Origin of the sequence: Burkholderia sp. RF4-BP95, assembly GCF_001521985.1 — a bacterium.
Taxonomy (GTDB): Bacteria; Pseudomonadota; Gammaproteobacteria; order Burkholderiales; family Burkholderiaceae; genus Burkholderia; species Burkholderia diffusa.
The window spans coordinates 216,435-235,954 of sequence record NZ_LOSX01000073.1 but is presented as its reverse complement, the minus strand read 5'-3'; the positions used below and the strand labels follow the sequence as shown (position 1 = coordinate 235,954).

18 protein-coding genes are annotated in these 19,520 nt (G+C 69.1%); 1 reads left to right on the top strand and 17 read right to left on the bottom strand.

Going from position 1 to position 19,520, the window contains the following annotated elements; translation table 11 throughout:
• Positions 1–3: 3 nt before the first annotated feature.
• From asnB to WS46_RS25390, 15 genes are all read right to left on the bottom strand, one after another.
• Positions 4–1,971, bottom strand: a complete 1,968-nt coding sequence (gene asnB, locus WS46_RS25460) for an asparagine synthase (glutamine-hydrolyzing) (RefSeq protein ID WP_059692140.1) — start codon at positions 1,969–1,971, stop codon at positions 4–6.
• Between the two features lie 256 nt (positions 1,972–2,227).
• Positions 2,228–3,259, bottom strand: a complete 1,032-nt coding sequence (locus tag WS46_RS25455) for an EscU/YscU/HrcU family type III secretion system export apparatus switch protein (protein WP_059692139.1) — start codon at positions 3,257–3,259, stop codon at positions 2,228–2,230.
• 24 nt (positions 3,260–3,283) lie between these two features.
• A complete protein-coding gene (gene sctT / locus WS46_RS25450; protein WP_059526749.1) occupies positions 3,284–4,093 on the bottom strand; it encodes a type III secretion system export apparatus subunit SctT in 810 nt (269 codons plus the stop codon).
• Positions 4,087–4,761 (bottom strand): hypothetical protein, encoded by a 675-nt coding sequence (locus tag WS46_RS25445; RefSeq protein ID WP_059692138.1) that lies wholly within the window; start codon positions 4,759–4,761, stop codon positions 4,087–4,089. Before WS46_RS25445 ends, sctT begins: the two co-directional genes overlap by 7 nt.
• Complete coding sequence (locus WS46_RS25440) at positions 4,754–6,139, bottom strand: FliI/YscN family ATPase (protein WP_059692137.1); 1,386 nt, start codon at positions 6,137–6,139, stop codon at positions 4,754–4,756. The genes WS46_RS25445 and WS46_RS25440 overlap by 8 nt, the downstream gene beginning before the upstream one ends.
• Positions 6,136–6,765: a type III secretion system stator protein SctL gene (gene sctL / locus WS46_RS25435; protein ID WP_059526757.1), complete on the bottom strand. Its 630-nt coding sequence runs from the start codon at positions 6,763–6,765 to the stop codon at positions 6,136–6,138. The genes WS46_RS25440 and sctL overlap by 4 nt, the downstream gene beginning before the upstream one ends.
• Positions 6,747–7,487, bottom strand: a complete 741-nt coding sequence (locus tag WS46_RS25430; RefSeq protein WP_059692136.1) for a SctK family type III secretion system sorting platform protein — start codon at positions 7,485–7,487, stop codon at positions 6,747–6,749. The genes sctL and WS46_RS25430 overlap by 19 nt, the downstream gene beginning before the upstream one ends.
• Positions 7,484–8,368, bottom strand: a complete 885-nt coding sequence (sctJ, locus tag WS46_RS25425; protein WP_059526762.1) for a type III secretion system inner membrane ring lipoprotein SctJ — start codon at positions 8,366–8,368, stop codon at positions 7,484–7,486. The genes WS46_RS25430 and sctJ overlap by 4 nt, the downstream gene beginning before the upstream one ends.
• A gap of 53 nt (positions 8,369–8,421) precedes the next feature.
• Complete coding sequence (locus tag WS46_RS25420; RefSeq protein WP_059692202.1) at positions 8,422–8,904, bottom strand: hypothetical protein; 483 nt, start codon at positions 8,902–8,904, stop codon at positions 8,422–8,424.
• Between the two features lie 124 nt (positions 8,905–9,028).
• Entirely contained in the window at positions 9,029–9,250 is a 222-nt protein-coding gene (locus tag WS46_RS25415; protein ID WP_059527208.1) for a hypothetical protein, read from the bottom strand.
• Between the two features lie 145 nt (positions 9,251–9,395).
• Complete coding sequence (gene sctD, locus WS46_RS25410; protein ID WP_059526765.1) at positions 9,396–10,745, bottom strand: type III secretion system inner membrane ring subunit SctD; 1,350 nt, start codon at positions 10,743–10,745, stop codon at positions 9,396–9,398.
• On the bottom strand, positions 10,726–12,765 hold the full coding sequence (sctC, locus tag WS46_RS25405; RefSeq protein ID WP_059692135.1) for a type III secretion system outer membrane ring subunit SctC: 2,040 nt from the start codon (positions 12,763–12,765) through the stop codon (positions 10,726–10,728). Before sctC ends, sctD begins: the two co-directional genes overlap by 20 nt.
• Complete coding sequence (gene sctS, locus WS46_RS25400; protein ID WP_011659215.1) at positions 12,765–13,043, bottom strand: type III secretion system export apparatus subunit SctS; 279 nt, start codon at positions 13,041–13,043, stop codon at positions 12,765–12,767. The genes sctC and sctS overlap by 1 nt, the downstream gene beginning before the upstream one ends.
• On the bottom strand, positions 13,040–15,253 hold the full coding sequence (sctV, locus tag WS46_RS25395; RefSeq protein WP_059692201.1) for a type III secretion system export apparatus subunit SctV: 2,214 nt from the start codon (positions 15,251–15,253) through the stop codon (positions 13,040–13,042). Before sctV ends, sctS begins: the two co-directional genes overlap by 4 nt.
• Positions 15,254–15,491: 238 nt before the next feature.
• Positions 15,492–16,325 carry an autoinducer binding domain-containing protein gene (locus tag WS46_RS25390; protein ID WP_059526771.1) on the bottom strand — a complete coding sequence of 278 codons (834 nt, stop codon included), beginning with the start codon at positions 16,323–16,325 and terminating at the stop codon, positions 15,492–15,494.
• Positions 16,326–16,605: 280 nt separating this feature from the next.
• Here WS46_RS25390 and WS46_RS25385 point away from each other — a divergent pair, with 280 nt between their 5' ends.
• Positions 16,606–17,511: a LuxR family transcriptional regulator gene (locus WS46_RS25385; protein ID WP_059527214.1), complete on the top strand. Its 906-nt coding sequence runs from the start codon at positions 16,606–16,608 to the stop codon at positions 17,509–17,511.
• A gap of 85 nt (positions 17,512–17,596) precedes the next feature.
• Here WS46_RS25385 and WS46_RS25380 read toward each other — a convergent pair whose 3' ends face one another.
• A complete protein-coding gene (locus WS46_RS25380) occupies positions 17,597–19,243 on the bottom strand; it encodes an NRAMP family divalent metal transporter (RefSeq protein WP_059692134.1) in 1,647 nt (548 codons plus the stop codon).
• A 104-nt stretch (positions 19,244–19,347) separates the two neighbouring features.
• Positions 19,348–19,485: a hypothetical protein gene (locus WS46_RS36145; protein WP_175752182.1), complete on the bottom strand. Its 138-nt coding sequence runs from the start codon at positions 19,483–19,485 to the stop codon at positions 19,348–19,350.
• Positions 19,486–19,520 lie beyond the last annotated feature (35 nt).

The window sequence follows — 19,520 nt, the reverse complement described above, 5'->3', positions numbered from 1 at the left end:
GCGTTACGCCGCCCGCTGATGTTCCAGCCACGCCTGGAACATCAGCACCGTCCACAGCTGGTGCTGCCAGTTCATCCGGCCCGCCTGATGCTGGCGCCACAGCCGCTCGACGGCCGCCGCATCGAAGAAGCCCTCGTCGCGCAGCCGCGACGGCTGCAGCAGCGCGTCGGCCCAGTCGCGCAATGCGCCGCGCAGCCAGTGATCGACGGGCGCGCAAAAGCCCTGCTTCGGCCGGTCGATCAGCGCCGGCGGCACGTACCGGTAAAGCAGCCGGCGCAGCAGCGCCTTCGACTGCCCTTCCGGCAAGCGCACCGACGCGGGCAGCCGCCACGCGAATTCGACGACGTGATGGTCGAGGAACGGCATGCGCGTCTCGAGGCTGACCGCCATCGCCGCGCGGTCGACCTTCGCGAGAATGTCGGTCGGCAGGTACGTGAGCGTGTCGATCGCCATCGCCTGCTCGGCAAAGCTCAGGTTCGCGGGCCATGCGGACACGGTATCGAGCGGCGTCGGCGGCTCCTGGCCGCTGAGCGCGATGCGCTCCGGATGATGCACCGACGACATCAGCAGCCGGTACAGCCCGATGCGGCTCTCGGCCGTCATCACGTGGCCGAGCTTGTGCAGCCGGTCGCCGATGCGGGTCGCCGAGTCGCGCGCTTCCACACCGCCCCATGCGCCCTGCGCGACCGCGGCGAGCTGGTCCGCGTGATCGGGGCGCAGCGCGTGCAGCGCGGCGGCGATCCGCGCGCGCACCGCCGCCGGCACGCGATGCAGCTTGCGCCACAGGCGCGGCGTCAGGAAATAGCGCGTATAGCCGCCGAACAGCTCATCGCCGCCGTCGCCGGACAGGCTCACCTTCACGTGCCGGCGCGTCAGCTCGGACACGAGGAAGGTCGGAATCTGGGAGGCGTCGGCGAACGGTTCGTCGTAGATCGTCGGCAGCTTCGGCACGACGCCGAGCGCATGGTCGGCCGTCACGTAAAGCTCGGTGTGGCGCGTGCCGAGATGGCGCGCAACCGCCTTCGCGTAGCCGGCTTCGTCGTAACCGGCCTCGTGAAAGCCGATCGTGAACGTGTCGACCGGGTTCGCCGACTGCGCCTGCATCAGCGCGACGATCGCCGACGAATCGATACCGCCCGACAGGAACGCGCCGAGCGGCACGTCGGCTTCCATCTGCCGCGCAACCGCCTGGCGCAGAACCGTGTCGAGCTGCCCGACGGCCTCGTCGGCGCTGCCCTCGAACGGCCGCTCGCGGCCCGCTTCGATCGCCTGCTCGAGCGTCCAGTACGCGCGCACGCGCGGCGTGTCGCGCGCATGCTCGAACTGGATGAAGGTGCCCGGCGGCAGCTTGCTGATGCCGCGATAGATCGTATGCGGCGCCGGCACGCTCGACTGGCGCAGGTACAGGCACAGCGCGTCGCGATCGATCGTGCCGTCGAAGCCGGGATAGCCGCGCAGCGCCTTCAGCTCCGACGCGAACACCAGTGCGTCGCCGATCCGGCCGTAATAGAGCGGCTTCTCGCCGATCCGGTCGCGCGCGAGCGTCAGCACCCGCGACGCGCGGTTCCATAGCGCGAACGCGAACATGCCGGTCGCGCGCCGCAGCGTCGCCTCGACGCCCCACGCGACGATCGCCGCGATCAGCACCTCGGTGTCGGAGTGGCCGCGCCACGCCGGGGCGCGCCCCGCGCGCTCGAGCTCCGCGCGCAACTCGCGATGGTTGTAGATTTCGCCGTTGAAGACCATGACGTAGCGGCCGCACGCGGATGCCATCGGTTGCCGGCCGTGGACCGACAGATCGACGATCGCAAGCCGCCGGTGACCGAGCGCGATGCCAGCCTCCGGGTCGACCCAGAGGCCCTGCCCGTCGGGCCCGCGATGCGCGACGCTCGCCGTCATTCGCGCGAGCGTGCCGCGCGCTGTCTCCTCATCGAAGGCGACGCTATTCAGAAAGCCGTCGATTCCGCACATTTGATTTGTCTGCCTCTGTTGACCTGGTCCGTCAGCGGCGGCGCAACCTCGCGGCCCGCCGCCCGGCTGACGGTCGAGCCATATTACGAAGAAATAAATCAGCAATAATTCATGGATGAATGTCGGACAAATCCGGAAAAAAAGCCGCGTCAAGCCCGACGTGCGATCGGCCCGGCAGGCCGGAAAAGGGTCCACATCATTCCGCATCGGCGAACGGCGTGCATGCCGGCGATCCGGGCCCGGCGTGCCGTACCCGTCATGCCGCGCCGGTCGCCCACTTCAGCAACTGCGCGACCTCGCGGAAATGCTGCTGCTGGATCGTGCCCTTTTCGGGCGTGCTCTCGTACAGCGCGTGCGCGAGGCCGGCGTTCGCGAGCGTCGGGCGCAGCGCGTCGCGCGCGAGCCGCACGATCCGCTCGGCCGCCTCGCCCTCGCCGCGCGCGAGCACCCACGGCAGCGTGCCGATCCCGCCGTAATAGAGCGCAACCGCGACGCTCGACGAATAGACGACCACCGACGCGAAGCCGATCCGGTCCGGCAGCGACGAGAACTGCGCTTCGCGCGCGAGCTGCCGGCGCTTTGCCTCGATGTGCGGATCGCCCTCGTCTTCCTTGTGCTCGCGCCGCACTTCCTCGATCGACATCTTCATCTTCTGGTTGAACTCATGGCGCTGGTGAACGATGTCGATCAGCGCCATCACGATGTAGATCAGCGCGGCCCAGCCGAACAGCAGCATCAGCAGCTTCACGATCAGCGCGAGGATCGACATCGGCCGCGTGAAGCCGGACTGCACCGACGGGTCGAGCGACTCGACGATCAGCCAGCCGAGCGTCGCGGCGAGCAGCACGGTCTTCAGCAGCATCTTCGCGAGGTTCACGAGGTTGCGCATCGACCACATGTTCTTCAGCCCCTCGGCCGGATTGAGCCGCGACAGCTGCGGCACGAGCCGGCTCCACGCCATCACGCCGCCCACCTGCACGAAGCCCGCGAGCAGGCCGGCCAGCAGCCCGGCCGCGACGATCTGCGCGGACAGCAGCGCCCAGTCGCGCGCGGCGCCGTCGATCAGCGCCGCGAGCCGGGCGGACGGATCGGCCGCGCCGGCCGCATCGAACACGAGCCGGAACAGCGCCTGCAGCCGCGCGAACAGCGTACCGAGCCCGACCGCGAGCGCGACGCACACGCCGACGAAGAACGCCGACGAGATCGTCTCCGCGCTCTTCGGCACGTCGCCCTTCTGGCGTGCTTCGCGCAGGCGCTTCGCGGTCGGCTGCTGGTTCTTTTCGGCCATCGTCGCTCCGGTTCCGGCGGGCCGTCACGCGCCGCCGTGCGCGGCGAACAGCGCGCGCAACAGCGCCATCAGCCCGCTGTCGGGACTCAGCAGCGCATGCAGCGACGCGTACACCACCGGCAGGAACAGCACCATCATCAGCACCGCGAGCGCGCTCTTCACCGGCTGTGCAAACACGAAGATGTTCAGTTGCGGCACCGCGCGCCCGACGAGACCGATGCCGAGCTCGACGAGCACCAGCACGATGATGACGGGCGCGGCGAGCTTCACCATCCATTCGAAGATCGTGTCGGTCTGCCGCACGACGAAGGTCTCCAGCATCGACGAGAAATCGGGGCCGAGCGAGCCGATCGGCCACCACGCGTACGACTGCGCGAACAGTTGCACCAGCACTTGCAGGCCGCCCGCGGTGACGAACAGCGCGATCGCGACGAAATTTAGGAAGCCTGACGTCGGGCCGCCCTCGTGCCCGCCCATCGGATCGAAGAACGCGGCACTGCCGCTGCCGGTCTGGAAATCGATCAGGTAGCCGACGCCCTGGATCGCGAACAGCACCGCGCTGAACGCGCCCGCGAGCAGCATGCCGACCACCGCCTCCTTCGCGACGAGCAGGCACCACATCAGGAACGGCAGCGCGGCGACCTGCGCCGGATCGATCACCGGCGCGACGAACGCGGCGATCACCACCGCGATTCCGTTGCGCACGAGGCCCGTGACGATCTGCTCGTTGAACACCGGCACCACGAACATGACCGGCAGCAGGCGCGGCATCACGTAGAGCAGCGGCCGCAGCGTGCCGGCGATGTCGTTGAAATTCGCGGCGTGGTCTAGCATCGGCGGTCCGCGGCGGCGGGAGGGGTTGCAGCATCGGCAGCGGTCGAGTCGACAGTGTCGGGGGAGTCGGTCGCGGCCGTCGCATCCGCATCCGCCGGCCGCGACACCATCTCCGCATCGAATACGGCGGCCATCTCCGGTTGCCCCGCCGCATGCTCCGGCGCATCGCCCGCCCACACGCCGGCTGTCGCGAAACGCCGCACCGCATGCGCGTCCGCGACCTCGTCGGCGTCGCGCTCGACCCGCGCGGCGCGCGCCTGCAATGCCTTCTCGCCCGCCTTGTCGAGCTTGTCCTCGGCGGCCTTCGCCTTGCGCGCGGCGCGCTGCAGGTCCGCGAGCGTCGCCTCGTGATCGCGGTGCACGTGCGCGGCTTCGCTAACCGACGCATTCGCGACGCCGATGTGACGATCGAACGTGCGCGTGTCGGCCGCGGCATTCTGCAGCGCGCGCGCCTCGCGCAGGTCGTCGGCGAGCCGCGTCTGGATCGCGGCCTTCGCCGCGACCTGCCGCGCGAGCTGCGCGTGCGCGGCATCGAGCGCGCGCCGGCTCTGCGCGGCGATGCCCTGCTGGCGCGCGGCCGCCACGCGCGCGATCTGGCTGCGCATCTCGCGCACGCGCTTCAGGCGCGCAAGCGTCGCGAGCACAAGACGGTCGTCGGCTTCAGACATGGTCGTTCGCGAGTTTCGTCAGCTTCGCGAGCAGCGCGTCGAAACGCACGTCCTCGTGCGACGCCTGCGTGCAGAACGCGCCGATCACATCGCGCGCGCGCAGCGCGAGATCGCCGAGCCGGTCGCTGCCTTCGCGGTACTCGCCGATCTGCACGAGCAGCTCGATCTCCTGGTACTTCGCGATCAGCTCGCGCACGCGCGCGGCCGAGTGCTGATGCGCGCGGCTCGCGACGAGCGGCATCACGCGCGACAGGCTCGCGAGCACGTCGATCGCCGGATAGCGGTTCGCGAGCGCGATCTTGCGCGACAGCACGATGTGGCCGTCGAGGATCGAGCGCACTTCCTCGGCGATCGGATCGGATTCCTCATCGCCTTCGACGAGCACCGTGTACAGCGCGGTGATCGATCCGGTCGCGCCCTGCCCCGCGCGTTCGAGCAGGCGCGGCAGCACGGCGAACGTCGACGGCGGGAAGCTGCGCCGCGTCGGCGGCTCGCCGCTCGCGAGACCGACCTCGCGCTGCGCGCGCGCGAAGCGCGTCAGCGAATCGACCAGCAGCAGCACGCGCTTGCCCGCGTCGCGGAAGTGCTCGGCGATCGCGGTCGCGACCAGCGCGGATTTCACGCGCTCCATCGCGGGACGATCGGACGTCGACACGACGACGATCGAGCGCGCACGCACTTCGGGCGACAGGCTGTGCTCGATGAATTCGCGCACTTCGCGGCCGCGTTCGCCGACCAGCGCGATCACGTTCACGTCGGCCTGCGCGCCGCGCGCGATCATCCCGAGCAGCGTGCTCTTGCCGACGCCGGACGGTGCGAAGATGCCGACACGCTGGCCGATGCCGAGCGTCATCAGGCCGTCGATCACGCGCACGCCGGTCGGAAACGGCGTGTCGATCATCTTGCGCGCGAGCGGGTTCGGCGGGTCCTGCTGCGTCGATACCCACGCGGCGCCCGTCACGGGCCCGCGATCGTCGAGCGGCCGGCCGAGCCCGTCGAGCACGCGGCCGAACAGCGCTTCGCCGACGGGGAACACGTGCTCGCGCCCGGACGGCACGACGGTCGTCTCCGGCGACAGCCCGGCCACGTCGCCGAGCGGCGTGAGCAGCGTGGTCTGCCGCGAGAAGCCGACCACTTCGGCGAGCAGCGTCGGCTGGTTCGGCGTGCGCAGTTCGCAGATCTCGCCGAGCCGCGCGCGGATGCCGGTCGCGTTGAGGATCTGCCCGACCGCGTGATTGACGCGGCCCTGGACCGACACCGGCGAGAAAAATGCGAGCCCCGCGTCGAGGTCGCCGACGAGGCGGCCGCGATCGAACGGCGCCGCATCGTCGTCGCTGTCGCCGCCGAACGACTGCGGATCGTCGAGCGGCGTGTTCATCGCGACGTGCCCTTCAGCGCATCGCGGCGGATCGCCTGGCGCAGCGCGTCGATCTGCAGGTCGAGGCTCGCGTCGATGCGCCCGGACGGCGTCTCGACCGTGCACGCGTGGCGTTCGAGCTGGGCATCCTCGACGATGCGGATCCGTTGCCGATTCGACTGGCCGGCGAATGCGCGGTCGAGCGCGTCGCGCATCTCGTCCTCGCGGCCCGGCGCGACCCGCACGATCAGGAACGCCTCGTCGCGCACGAGCGGCGCGATCCGCGCGAGCGCGGCCTCGTAGAGCTTCTGCGTGCCCATCTCGCCGACGATCGCGCGCACGGCCTTCACGACGATGTCGGCCATCGAATCCTTCATCGACTCCATCGTGCGCGCGGCGGCCAGCGCCTGCGTGTACGCCTGCGCCGCATGCTCGCGCTGCGCGCGGCGCATGCCTTCGTCGTAGCCCGCCGCCTGGCGCTTGTCGAATTCGCGCTGCGCATCGGCGACGATGCGCGCGGCCTCGTCGCGCGCGGTCGCGATCACCGCGGACGCGTCGAGCAGCGCCGCGTATTCGCGCTCCTTGAGCACCTTGCGCTCCGACAGCAGCTGCAGGTTGTCGCTCGTGATCAGAAAAGCCAGTCCCATGACGCAAGCCTCTCGGGAATCAGAAACAGGAACAGCAACTCGCCGAACTGGTCGCGCTGCGCGCGGTTCAGCCAGTACGGCGCTTCGTCGTCGATCGCGCGGTTGAATTTCAGGCGCGCGCGCCGCGCGACCGCGTCGCCGGCCACGCCGATGAAATCCGCGAGCAGCCGCCCGCCGCGCGCGCGGATCACCACCGGCAGCGCGGCCGGATCGGCACGCCACGGTTCGAGCGTATCCGTGAGCGCGCCGAATTCCGGCGCGCGCTCGAGCGCGAGTTCCAGCGCGTCGCCGCCGAGCTTCGCCGCGATTTCCGCGCGAATGCGGCGCACGGTCAACGCGTCGCGCAGCCAGCCGCGATGCAGCAGCAGCCCCGCATACGACGCAAGCTGCTCGAGCGCCGCGCCGGGCAGCAGCGCGAGCCGCGCGCACGGATTGGCGACGTCGAAGTCGTGATGCGCGGCCACGTCGTTCGCGTCGAGCAGATGGCGCGCAAGCAGCTTGCGGCCGGCCGGGCCGAACGCGTCGGGCGAGCGATAGCGCGCGGGCCACTCGGCCGGCACGCGCGTCACGTGCAGATAGCGGTCGGGCCGCAGGTTGAATTCGCAAACGAGCGCGTGAAACGCCGCGAGCCGCGCGGGCGGCGGCGGCGCGAGCGGGTGCAGCCACGGCAGCGGCGCGGCATCGGGCCTGGCACCCGGCGGCAGCGCGGCGTGTTCGCTCATGCGCCGTCGCGCGCGCCGTCCGGCGCGCGCAGGCCGCCGCCCGACGACGCGGACGCACCGCCGGCCCCGTTCGCACCGCGCGGCGTGCCGACCAGCCCGGCCAGCCGGGCGCCGAACATCCCGCGCCGCGCAGCCGACAGCGCGATCACCGCGCAGGTCAGCAGGATCAGCGCGAACACCAGCCAGCCGAGCGGCGAGCGCAGCCGCAGGACGTCCGACACCGCGCTGCCGATGCCGTCCACGCGCGTCGCGCGCGCGGCGGCCGGCTGCAGGAACAGCGACACGTTGTCGTACTGCAACCCTTCGATGCTGTGCGCGACGAGGTCCTTGACCATCGGCGCCATCGCGCGCAGGTCCACGCCGGGCCGGTAGCGGATGTACACGGCCGCCGACGACGGCTTGATCTTGTCCGCGAGCGGATCGTTCTCCGGAATCACGACCTGCACGCGCGCGACCACCACGCCCTCGATGTCCTGGAGCGTGCGCGACAGGTCCTGCGACACGCCGTACAGATAGCGCACGCGCTCCTCGGCCGGCGTCGACACGAGCCCCTGCTTCTGGAACAGCTCGCCGAGGCTCGCATAGCTCGGCTTCGGCAGCCCGTTCGCCTGCAGCACGGTGAGCGCCGACTGCATGTCGCCGTCCGCGACGCTCACCTGCCATGCGTTGCGATCCGACGTGTCGCGCGCGTCGTTGTCCTTCGACGCGCTGATGCCCGCATCGCCGAGCACGGCGACCATCTGGTTCGCGTCGCGCTCCGACAGGCCGGAGTACAGCTCCTTCTGGCAGCCGGCCAGCAGCGCGAGCAGTCCCGCGAGCAGCGCTCGCGCTGCCCGGCTGCGCCACGCATGCATGCGCGGCGTCGAATCGATCGTCGTCATCGTTTGTCCGCTTCAGGGCGCGCGGCCGCTTCGGGCACACGCACCGGCCTTCGTCACTCCTGCGTCTTCAGCACCGTGTGCGTGAAGCCGTTCGCCGCCTGCGCGACCGACAGGCTCAACTGGTATTCGGAAATCGTGGTGGTCGCCGTCCACTGGAAATCCATCGCCTTCACCATCGTCATCAGCGGATCGCTGCGATTGTCCGCCATCGACGTCAGCATCTCGGTGCGATGCTTGTCGATGTTCGCGTACCGCGTGTCGAGATCGTTGCCGTACGTGCGCAACCGCTCGACCAGCGACGAATGGTTCGCCTGCGCGGGTGTCGCGGGCATCATCTGCACCGCCGGCGCCGCATCGGCCGGCGCGCGCGACATCGCGACGCCCGATGCCGACGGCGATGCCGCGGCCGCGCCCGGCTGCATCAACGCATCGAACTGGCGCACCTGCGCCGGATCGGACGCCGTGCCCGCCTGCTGCACGGCGCCCGCGAGCGCGGCCACGCCCGGCGGCGCCGCGCCTACGCCTGTTACCGACATGATCGTGTCCTCCTTGACCGGCAGAGCCGGGAACGAGCCGGCCGGCACGCGCACACGCCCCGCCGGGCGCCCGTCATGGGCGGCCCGGGCATGTGGCGTCGCGCGGCGCGGCCGGCGACCGGCTTCATGCGCGGCCGGCGGAACTCAGGTGTTGCGCAACCTGGGCGTTCGCCGTCCCTTCCTGCGCGGTTACTGCGTTGCTGGTTTCGAACGTCGCGGTCGACTGCTGAACCTGGAAGTTGATCTTCGTCAGTTCGAGCTGCGTCTTGGTCAGGTCGTCCGCCTGCTGCTGAACCTGGGTCGTATCGTTCGGACCACCCGCGCTACCTGCTGCCGAGGCACCCATATTTCGCTCCTTTTGCGTGAAGAACGTCATCCACTTTCCGGCGGCGGCCCCATGCCCCGCCGGCGACGTGACGCGCCGCATGCATGCGGCGTGTCGCGTAATGCGCGCACCGCGCGACGCGCGATGCGCAAATCCTGTCGCGACGCTAGTGCGCCGCCTCCTTCGATGCACCGGCGGCCGCGACGGCCGGCGTCGCCGGCGCATCCTGCGGCAGCGTCGGGCCCGGCACCGGCTGCGCGACGCCGGCCGCCGCGCCGCTCGCGAGCGGCGGCACGGGCGGCGCCGGCGCCCGCTCCGGCGCGCTCGCGGACGCGCCGCCAAGCGGCATCGTGATGCGCTGGCCGTTGCGCTCGAACACGACTTCGTCCGGACCGATCGACACGACGGTCGGCCCTTCCTTCAACCGCGCGCCTTCGAAATAGCGGCTGCCGTCGGCCGTCTCGATGTAGCGCTGGTCGCCGTCGCCCGCGAATACCGTCGTGATCTCCGGAATCCCCGCGACGCCGCCGAGCGTCGTCGCGGTGCGCGGCGCGGCGGCATCGGCGTCGCGCACGTGGTCGACCACCTCGAGCGCCGGACGCGCATCCTTCATGTAGTTGCGGATGCGCGGCTCGATCTGCGCGCGCTCGGCCGCACCCGTCAATTCGATCCGGCCGCGGCCGAGATAGGTGACCGTCAGTGCCGTGTCGCTGAAATACGTCTGCGCGGTCGCGACGAGATCGCTGACCACGTAGATGTTGCCCAGCGCCGCGTTGTCGACGCCCGCGACGATCTGCGCGACGCGTTCCCGCGCGGCCGGGTCGCTCACGTAGCCCGACACGATCACGCCGTCGTCGCGCGGCGCGACGGCGAGCTCCGGATACGCGTGCAGCAGCTGCTGCAGCCGGTGCGTGCGCGCGAGCACCGACTCGTGCTGCCACGGCAGGCGCCCCGACCACGCGACGAAGCCGTAACCGAGCGCGCCGAGCAGCACGCCGATCCACAGCGCGACGACCGCGATCACGAGCCGCCGGCTGCCGAGACGTCGCAGCCCGCCGGTGAGCCAGCCGAGCCACGCGGCCTCGCGCGCGGCGTCCTGCGTGTCGGCCTCGTCGGGCACCGCGACGCTCGCCTGCGCATGACGCGCGATGCCGAGCTTGATCGAGCCGACCGTCACGACGTCCTGCGGCGTCATCGAGCGGCGGCCCGCGCCGAGCGGCTCGTCGTTGAACAGCACGGGCGCCCCGCCGTCGCCGCCGTGGTTCTGCACCGTCACCGCGAGCGCGCCGACCTGCAGGCACACCTGTTTCGCGCCGATCTCGCGATCGGGCAGGATCACTTCGCAGTCGGCCGCGGTGCCGACCCAGTTCGCGCCGCGCGCGAGCGACATCGTGCGGCCGTACATCGGCCCGCTGAGGAAGCACAGGTTCCACGGCGACGCGAGCGCGGCCGATCCGGCCGCGCCGCCGCCGGGCAATGCGCCATCGCCGTGCGGGTCAATGATGGTCGTCGACATGAGTGGACGCTCCTGCGGTCGTCGCCACGGGCTGCGCGGCCGAATCCTTCGGCGGCGGCAGCGCGGGCGGGCCGAACTTCGTGCCGGGCAGCGGCGCGGGCGTGAGCGGCACCGCGATGTCGTTGTCCGGCGGGCGATACATCGACGTGCCGTTCGAACCGGCCGGCCCGTCGGCGCCCGGATTCACCGGCGAGCCGTCCGGCGCGTACATCGACGCGGTCGTCACCACGCGCGGCGTCAGCAAATAGAACCGCTCCATGTGGTTGCCCGACTTGTCGGTGTACTTGAACAGGTTGCCGATCAGCGGGATGTCGGACAGCCACGGCACGCCGCTCTTGTTCAGCCGCACCTCGTCGTCGTTGAAGCCCGCGATCAGCAGGCTCTTGCCTTCGTCGATCATCGTCTTGGTGACGATGTTGCGCTGCTGGATCACCGGCACGTTCGACACGGCCTGGCCCGGCACGATGTTGCCGTCCTGGATGTCGATCGACATCATCACGCTCTGCGGGTTACCCGACACGGCGGCCGCGTTGCGGATCGCCTCGTCGACGATCATCGGCGTCACCTTGATGCTGGTGCCGGTCGTCACGCTGTACAGCGACGAATCCTGGTAGCCCTGCACCTGTACGTAGAACTGCGTAAGGTTCTCGAGAATGGCTTCGGTGTTGTCGAGCGCGAGCACCTTCGGCTTCGAGCGCAGTTGCGCCTGCCCCTTCTGCGCGAGCGCGTTCACGCGGGTGAGCAGATAGTTGCGCAAAGAGCCGCCGATCGACGCGGTCAGCGCGATGCCGGTCGGCATGAAGGCGCCGGTCTGCCCGGTTTCCGACGTGCCGATGCCGAACGTCAGCGGCGGATTGCCGGCGCCGTTGAACTGCGTGTTGCCGTTCAGCGGATTCTGGCCGTTGCCGATCTGCACGTCGCCGTGCGTCGTGTGCAGACGCCAGTCGATCCCGAGGCTGTCGAGCGAATCCTCGTTGATGTCGATGATCGTCACGTTGATCTCGACGATGCGCGGCCGTTCGTCGAGCTGGTTGATCAGCGACTGGTAGCGGTACATGTTCTCCGGCAGGTCGCGCACGATCACCGCGTTGATCGCCGGATCGGCGACGATCTGCGGCAGCGTGTCGCCACCGCCGCCGCTCGAGAACGGCGAGAAGCCACCCGCGCTGCCGTCCGCACCGCCGTAGCCGCCCTGGCGCGGGCCGCCGGACATGTCCGGGAAGTCGAGCCGCGGCACCGCGATCGTCAGCCCCGAGCCGAGCTTCACCTGACGCGCGGCCTGCCCGAGCGGCGTGCTCGACGGCAGTTCGCTCGTGCCGCCGCCCTTGCCGAACAGCCGGCGCAGGATCGTCGCGACGCCCGGCACCGTCACTTCCTTGCCCGAGCGGTTGATCGTGAAATCGGACGCCCAGCCGTACCTGAGCCGGAACGCGCGGATGTCCGCATGCGCGCCGTTCGCCGACGGGTCGCCGACCGAGCCGACCGCCTGCCGCACGAGCTCCACGTAGCGGCGCGGGCCGGCCACGTACACGCTGTTCGCGCGGTCGTTGATCACGAGCGTGTAGCGCTTGTCGGGAATCTGCATCGCCTGCAGCGAGCGGCCGATCTCGCCGGCCGCGTTCGGCGGAATCGGGATCATCTGCGTCTGCGACTGGTCGGCCGGATCGACGTACAGGAACGAGCCGTCGTAGTACCACGTGAGCCCGTAGGTCGAGCAGATCGTGTCGAGCGTCTGCTGCGGCGTGCCCGAGAAGCGGCCGCTGATCACGCCGTCGACCTTCGGATCGACCACGGCCGTCACGCCCTGCGACGATGCGAGCTCGCGAATGAAATCGCCGATCTTCTTGCCGTTCGCGACGATCGTGAACGGCTTGTTGCGCCAGCGCAGGTCCGCCGCGCGCGCCGGATGCGCGACCGTCATGTACAGCGATGCCGTGAGCAGCGCGGTCGCGCACATGGCGAGCGCGGCCCGTTGCAGGCGGCGCGGTTGAAACCGGATCGGGGTGACGCGTCGACGCATCAAAGCACTCCTGAGGAAGAAACGAACATGCGTTCAAGCGCCTGTTGCGCGAATCGCAGCACCTCGCTGCCGAGCCAGCCCGACAGCAGCACGAGCGCGACCATCACGGCGATCAGCCGCACCGCGATGCCGATGTTGGCGTCCTGCACCTGCGTGACCGCTTGCAGGATCGCGACCACGAGGCCGGTGACGGTGGCGATCAGCACGATCGGCAGCGACAGCAGCAGCACGAGCATCAGCGCCTGCCGGGTCAGGTCGAGGATCGTCGAGCTCGTCATTGCGCGACTCCCGGCGCGCGCACGCCGGCGCCCGCGCCGAGCGTGCCGTCGTCGGGCGGGTTCTTCACCCAGCCGACCGTATGCAGCTGCACGTCCTCCTCGACCTCCTGGTACGACAGCACCGCGAGTTCGGGCAGCACCGGCTGCAGGATCGTCTTCACGTAGCGGCGCGCGCCGAGCGCGACCATCACCGCGAGCCGCGCCGCGCCTTGCGGGTTGCCGTGGCCGCCCGCGCCGGCCGCCTGCGCCGACGTCGCGGCCTGCACGATCGCGCGCACCTGTTCGCCGATGTCCTGCTTGATCGCGCTCGACAGCGCGAGGAAATTGCCCTGCTTCGTGCGCATTACCGCGTTCTCGATCCGCTCCTGCAGGTTCTGCTCGAACAGCACGACGCGCAGCTGCCGCGTCGCGCCAGCATGCCGATCGGTGATCATCCGGCGCAGGTCGACGCGCACCAGCTCGACCAGCGCGATCACGTCGTCGGGTTCGTTCGGCGCCCACGTGATCAGGCTCTCGAAAATCACGCGCAGGTTGCGGATCGGCACCTGTTCGGCAAGCAGCCGGCGCAGCACCTCGGTTACGCGCTGCAGCGGCACGAGCCGCGTCAGTTCGCCGACGAGTTCGGGATGCTCGCGGCGCACCAGGTGCACGAGCGCCTGCGTTTCCTGGATGCCGAGCAGTTCGTCCGCATGCTGGCGCACGATCTGTTCGACGTGCGCGGCGAGCGCGCCTTCGCTCGTCAGCCACTTGCCGTCCGGCGCCGCGCCGTCGGGCTTGATCCACAGCGCGGTCGCGAACGGACCGAACGCCTCGGCCGGCTGGCGCTCCGCACGCTCGGGCAGCGGCGCGACGCCGTCCCACAGCAGCCAGCCCGGCTTCAGCGCGCCATGCGCGGCGAGCACGTCCTGCAGATAGATCCGGTACGTGCCGGCCGCCGTGCCCTCGTCGTCGTTCAGCGTGATGCGAGGAAACACCGTGCCGATATCCGCGTCGACGCGCGCCTTCGCGCTCGACAGCGCGGTCTGCAGCTGCGCGAGGTTCAGCGTCGTGCGCAGGTCGTCCGACAGCGACACCGCGATCAGCGACGTCACGCCCGCCGCATGCGACACCTTCGCGGGCTGGCCGTCGTCGGTCGCGCCGATGCGGCCGGCGATATGAATCAGGTTGAAGCTCGGCGCGGTCGTCTTGCGCTTCAGCTGCGTGAATGCGAACGCGCCGAGGCCGAACGCGATCAGCGCGAACGACCACTTCGGAAAACCGGGCACGACGAGGAAGCCGGCCAGCACCAGCGCCGCGATCAGCAGCGCGCGCGGATGCGCGCCGAGCTGCTCGCCCAGTTGTTCGCCGAGCTGGCGCTGCCGCGTGTCGCGCGTCGCGACGCGCGTCGTCACGATGCCGGCCGCGATCGACACCAGCAGCGACGGGATCTGCGACGCCATCCCGTCGCCGACCGTCAGGATCGCGTAACGTTGCAGTGCCTCGCCGATGTCCATGCCGTGCATCAGCGTGCCGACCGCGATGCCCGCGACGATGTTGATGAACGCGATCACGAGGCCCGCGATCGCGTCGCCCTTCACGAACTTCATCGCGCCGTCCATCGCGCCGTGCATCTGCGATTCCTGTTCGAGCTTCTCGCGACGCTCGCGCGCTTCGTCGGCGCTGATGATCCCCGCGCGCAGGTCCGCGTCGATGCTCATCTGCTTGCCCGGCATCGCGTCGAGCGAGAAGCGCGCGCCGACTTCGGCGACCCGCTCGGAGCCCTTCGCGATCACGATGAACTGCACGACGGCGATCACGAGGAACACCACGCCGCCCACCACGACGTTGTTGCCGACCACGAGCCGGCCGAACGCGTCGATCACGTGGCCCGCGTTCGCGTGCAACAGGATCAGCTTGCACGACGCGATGTTCAGCGCGAGCCGGAACAGGGTCGTAAACAGCAGCAGCGCGGGAAACGACGAGAAGCTGACCGCCGAAGGCACGTAGGTCGACACCGTCAGCAGCACGACGCTCGCGGCGAGGTTCAGCGAAATCATCCCGTCGAGCGCGGCTTGCGGCAGCGGCAGGATGAACAGCGCGACCACCGACACGATGAACGCGGCGAGAAACAGGTCGGCGCGCGGCGATGCCCCGAGACGTCGCCCGGACACGCTGCGGCCGGCGGAAAAGATCCGCTGCCAGTCGCGAGGGAGCGCCTTCGGTTCTGCCATCGTGCCGTCGTCCTGTCGTTGTCGCCGCCGGGCACGGGCCGTCATGCCCCGTGTCGCGCGGACCGTTGAATGGGACGAGTGTAGCGACGCGACACCGCGCAAAAAGGGATGCGCCTCGTAGCGGCGCGGCGGTTTTCCGATGACGATCCGATCCGACTACGAAACCCGGCGGCGCCTGCTCGCGCGCATCGCCGGAACCGCTTCCATCGCGCGGCGTGCGCCGCGCGCGCAGACAGGGTCAGGACTCCAGACGGCGTGCGGCGAGATACGCGAGCTGCGCGCGATTCTGGACGTTGAAGAGTTTTTCGAGCGAACGGATATGGTGACCGACCTTGTGCAGCGACGTGCGCAGCGCGCTCGCGATCTCCTGGTCGGACAGCCCGCGCACGAGGCGCTCGAGCACCTCCTGCTGCTCGTCGCCGAGCGCGAAGCCGCGCATGCGCGCGATGCGCGCCTCGAGAAACGGCAGCGCGACGCGATGCACGGCGAGGCTCACCGACAGCGCGCCGCCGATCACGCGATCGTCGATCCACTCGGTGCCGTGCGCTTCCGACGTCACGTTCACCGCGACGCGCAAGTCGAGCCGCGGCGCCGACAGGCTGAAAATCACGCCGCTGTTCATTGCATGCGCACGCAGATGGCCGGCCAGCGCGAGCACCTTGCGGTCGCCGCTGCCCTGCGCGGCCGACTCGATCTCGTCGAGCCGCCACGCGACCGGAAAGCCGCTCTGCCGCACCTGCGCGAAACGCGGATCGCTCTCGTAGAGCATGCCCTCGATATACGGCTGCATGAACGTCGCGGGCGCGAGATCGCGCAGCAGATGCGCGCACAGAATGCGCCGCCCGATCATTTCATACGCGCCGTAACCGAGCGTGCTGAAACCGATTTGCCGCAATCGGGAATGGCATTGGGCGAAATCGACAGGCGCAAGGTCGGATTTACCTGGCGCGATTTGAATGCCGGTAAAAACGTCACGCTCGATTGCATGAATTTCTTTCGAATAAGCGGCAGCGACCGCAATATCGGCTTGCGAGAACCACTCGACGCGTGGCGCGTCGTCAGCATATGTCATGAGGAGCCCACCCTTTCCCAATATGTGAACCTGCCCCGTCACGATCTGGTCTTTTCTTTATGTTTTTCTGGTTGTCTCTATACCGGTGCGAATATGAACCTTTCGCCCGAATTAGTATTACGGCATATTACGCGTACAGAGGCATTTTTGTACAATGCCCCCGCGTTTCGTCTGGATGATGATCTGCGCATATCATAAAGATGCTCGATCGCATCGTCGCGAACGCCGTGCACGACACGGCTGCCGCCACGCGATGCGCGTCGATTCCGAGGGATGGCACATGTCCGATATTGCATTGCAAGAAGAAGCGGTCGCCCCAACGTTGTCCCGTCCGTCGCGACGGACGGCCCCCTGCACCGACGCGTCGAGAGCGCGCCCGGTGCAGGTCGTCTGGTGCGACGACGTCAAGCGCGGCGACATCGCGCAGCCGCACGCGCCGAAACTCGGCGTCGCCGATACGCTCGCGCACGCGCAGAGCACCGCCGAACGCAACCGGATCGTCGCAAGCCTGCTGCACCTGACGGGCTTCTCGACGTTCGCCTATTTCGCGCTCGAATTCTCGCGGGAGCGCGTCGAAAGTCTCTACCTGCACGAGGCGTTCACGCCGACCACCTATCGCGGCGACTACGTGCGGCACAACCATCACGACATCGATCCGCGCACGCTCGGCGCGCGCGTATGCAACATGCCGATCGTGTGGGACCTGCAGCAACTGCGCCGCGAACATCGCGAACGCGACGACGGCCCGTGCGTGACGCCGGCGGCGCTCGACGGTTTCCTGCAGACGATGCAGGACGACGGCATGTGCAGCGGCATCATGTATTCGATGGCCGTGCCCGGCACGCGGCTGCATGCGTTCATGAGCTTCACCGCGCCGCGCCGCACGCGCGAGTGGATCACGCCGGCGACGATCGAGCAGGCGCTGTCGATCGGGCTGTCGGTGCACAAGTTCGCGTCGCCGCAACTGATCGCGACGTCGCGCGAACGCGCCGTGAACGGGCTCACGCCGTTCGAACAGGAACTGCTGCTGGGCATCGCGGAAGGCGCGTCGGACAAGGAGATCGGCCGGCGCCTCGACACCAGCGCGCACAACGTCGACTATCACCTGCGCAAGCTGCGCAAACGCTTCGGCGTCGCGAACCGGATCCAGCTCACGTACCTGACGTCGAAGCTCGAGCTGATCTGACGCGCCCCCGACGAACCCGCGTAAACGGACATGCCGGCCTCGCGGGCCGGCATGTCCGTACACCTGACGATCACCCCGTGCGGCGTTACTTCAGCAGCGTCATCTGCACGACCTTGACGATCACGAGACCGACGGCGATCACCAGATAGCCGCGCAGCACGGCCATCCAGACGCGCGTCGCGACCGTCATGTTCTGCGGTTCGAGCGTCTCGAGCGGCGGCATGCGCCACGTGGGGCGCAGCGCGCGGTCGATGCCCGGCTCGACGACATGCTTGTTGCGGCGAATGAGCACCGTCGCGAGATAACCGGCGATCGCGAGCACGGTGCCGCCGACCAGCACGTCGACGATCGCTTCGCCGCTGATGTCCGGATACATCACCGATGCGGTCAGGATGATCGACAGCAGCACGAGCACCCAGATCACCGCGCCCGTGAACACGTTGAGCTTCGTCGAGTTGACCCAGGGCCCAAGCACCTGGCGATCGTTGCAGAGCACGAGCAGGAACACGGTCGCGCTCGGCAGCAGCACGCCGGCGAGCGTCTGCACCGCTTCGGTCAGCAGGCCGAGCGGGCTGCCCGGAATCAGCACGAGCGCGGCAGCCGCCGCGACGATGCCGAAATAGACGAGATAGAAGCCCTTCGCATCGGACACGCCGCGATGCAGCGAATGGCGGATCTTGAACACGTCGCCGATCGCGTACGCGGTGGACAGCGACACCGCCGCCGCGCCGATGATGCACGCGTCGAGCAGCGCGACCGCGAACAGCGTCGCGCTCGTGCGGCCCGCATATTTCTCGAGGCCCGCGATCACGCCGCCCGCGTCGGTGAAGCTGCCCGCTTCCGGATGGCCGCCGAACAGCGCGGCGCTGAAGCCGATCATCGCGACCGCGCCGATCAGCACGAACGCGATGCCGATCCACAGGTCGACCTTTTCGTACTTCATGAAGCGCGGCGTGATGCGCTTGTCGATCACGTAGCTCTGCTGGAAGAACAGCTGCCATGGCGCGACCGTCGTGCCGACGATGCCGATCACGAGCAGCATCACATCGGAGAGTTTTGCGTGCACGGGCCAGTTCGGCACGAAGAAGTCGCGCGACATCTGCGCCACCGGCGGGTGGATCGACACGAGCACCGGCACGAGCAGCAGGCTCATCACGCACAGCACGATCGCGAACCGCTCGAAGCGCCGGAAGTCGCCGGTACTCACCGCCGCCATCGTCAACGCGGCCGCCACGCAGACGCCCGCAACCTTCGGGAGCCCGAAGAAAGCCAGCACGAACGTGATGCCGATGAATTCGGTGACGATCGTCAGCGCATTGAGCAGGAACAGGTCGATCACGCTGAACGCGCCCCAGAACTTTCCGAAGCGCTCGAAGATCAGGCGCGCGTGGCCGACGCCGGTGACCGCGCCGAGGCGCAGCACCATCTCCTGGTTCACGTACAGCACCGGGACGAGCAGCAGCAGCGTCCACAGCAGCGTCGTGCCGTAGTTCTGGCCGGCCTGCGTATAGGTGCCGAATGCGCCGGCGTCGTTGTCGCCGACCATCACGATCAGGCCGGGGCCGATGATCGCGAGCAGCGTGCGCAGGCGCGCCCACCACGTGCCGCGCGCGGCGGTGTCGTGATGTGCGATGGTGCCGAGCGCACCGCGGATGTCGCCCAGGTGGGCTTCGTCGAGCACGGCGCTGCGTTCGACGGCGATCGGTGGAGAGACGTTCGATGGCGTGGACATGATGAATTCCGTACGGCTGGTTTTTTATCCGGCAAGCGTGTGGCCTTGGAATACGCGCGCGGAACGAGGCCGCGCGCGCATGCCGAGACGCGCTCGGCGCTTCTTCAGCGGATCAACGATTTCAGGTGGTTCAGCAAACGGGAGAACACCCGCGGACGGGCGTCGAGCGTCAGCATCGCGTCGTAATGCGGACGCGATTCCGTGACGTGCGGGAGGTTCGACAGCAGAAGGCCGAAGTTCATGGTCTGGCTCCTGGCGGCAACGGCATGCGTGCCGG